Source organism: Nocardiopsis ansamitocini (assembly GCF_030268225.1).
GTDB classification, from domain to species: domain Bacteria; phylum Actinomycetota; class Actinomycetes; order Streptosporangiales; family Streptosporangiaceae; genus Nocardiopsis_D; species Nocardiopsis_D ansamitocini.
On record NZ_BSQG01000030.1, the window covers coordinates 1 to 1,116 of the forward strand.

Here is a 1,116-nt window from a genome sequence, read left to right on the forward strand (position 1 = left end):
GAGTACGACCCGACGATCGGTCGGTTCGTCTCCGCGGATCCGATCCTGGACTTCGACGACGCCCAGCAGATCAATGGCTACATCTACGCCAACAACAACCCGATGACCTACACCGACCCCGACGGGTTGTTCTGGAAGTCGGTGTGGAAGAAGGCCAAGTCCACGGCGAAGTCGGCGTACAAGAAGACCAAGAAGACCGTCAAGTCGGCGTACAAGAAGACGAAGAAGACCGTCAAGTCCGCCTACCGGAGCACGAAGAGGTTCGTCAAGAAGCACCGCAACACCATCATCTCCACGGGTGTGGGCATCGCGGTAGGCGCGGCGTGCTCGGCGCTGACCGTGGGCGCGGGCACGGCCGGATGCGCGATCCTGGGCGGCGCGGTGTCGGGCTGGGTCGGCTACCGGCTCAGCACACCGCGCAGGAACCGCAGTTTCACCGGGGCACTGGGAGCCACCGCGTTGGGGGGTGCGTTCGGTTGGGCCGGCGGCGCGATCGGTGGTCGTATCGCGGGTGCGGTCGGCTCCCGGGCGATGCCGTGGGTACGCAGCACCGTCAACCGGTTTCGCCCGAGTACGCCCAGGCCGCCGGTGCGCCCGCCCACGCGTCCGGCGCCGGCTCCCAAACCCAGTGCGGGATCGGGTTCGTCCTCGCGCCCCAGTGGTTCGGGCGGGGCGTCGTCCAGATCGGGGCCAAGTACTGGGCGCACGTGCAGTTTCGTGCCCGCCACGCCGGTGTTGCTGGCCGATGGGTCATCGGTGCCCATCGCGTCGTTGAGTGTTGGTGCCAGTGTGGTGGCCGCCGACCCGGAAGCCGGTGTGGGGGGTGCGCGCGAGGTGGTGGCCACGCATGTGGGCACCGGTGCCAAGCGGATGGTCGAGGTCTGGGTCAACCCGGCCAGTGAGAAGGCACCCAACCCCTTGGGCGCGCCCGTCGAAAGAGACGCGGAGGAATCGGAGGGCTCAGAGGGCTCCGATGGCGCGCAGGGCGCGGTCGGGGAGCCGGTGGTGGCCACCGCCAACCACGAGTTCTGGGTGGCCGACCTCGGCGAGTGGGTGGCGGCCGGTGAGCTGGCCGAGGGAATGTGGCTACGCACCCCGACAGACACCTGGGTCCAA

General features: G+C 68.5%; 1 protein-coding gene. It reads left to right on the forward strand.

Going from position 1 to position 1,116, the window contains the following annotated elements; genetic code table 11:
- Positions 1-1,116 (forward strand): RHS repeat-associated core domain-containing protein (locus tag QSJ59_RS24250; protein WP_285762092.1); only part of this gene is annotated, 1,116 nt, incomplete at both ends.